General features: G+C 68.7%; 1 pseudogene. It reads left to right on the plus strand.

What is annotated here, in order from left to right:
* Nucleotides 1-85: 85 nt before the first annotated feature.
* A pseudogene (locus tag KUM32_RS41765) lies at nucleotides 86-594 on the plus strand (NAD-dependent malic enzyme); the annotation flags it as partial.

Below are 594 nucleotides of genomic sequence, written 5' to 3' on the forward strand. Positions count from 1 at the left end.
AGAGGTAAGTGGGAGCATCGACAGACGCGGCCCGCCCAGCGTGGCCGCGTTCCAAGGGAACAAGGGAAAGCAGAGGAAGTCGGCCATGGCAACGGCGCCTAGCGTCTCGTACTCGATGACGGTCCGGCTGGAGGTCCCCGCGAGCGGGACCGCGGTCAGCCAGCTCACCACCGCCGTGGAGTCCTCCGGCGGATCGGTCACCGGCCTCGACGTCACCGCGTCGGGACACGAGAAGCTGCGGATCGACGTCACCATCGCCGCGACCTCTACCGCGCACGCCGACGAGATCGTCGAGAAGCTGCGCGGCATCGAGGGCGTGGCCCTGGGCAAGGTCTCGGACCGTACGTTCCTCATGCACCTCGGCGGCAAGATCGAGATGTCGTCCAAGCACCCGATCCGCAACCGTGACGACCTCTCCATGATCTACACGCCCGGCGTCGCCCGGGTCTGTCAGGCCATCGCCGAGAACCCCGAGGACGCGCGCCGGCTCACCATCAAGCGCAACAGCGTCGCCGTGGTCACCGACGGCTCCGCCGTGCTCGGCCTCGGCAACATCGGCCCCAAGGCCGCGCTGCCGGTGATGGAGGGCAAGGC

The sequence above is a fragment of the Streptomyces sp. AC627_RSS907 genome (assembly GCF_019049165.1).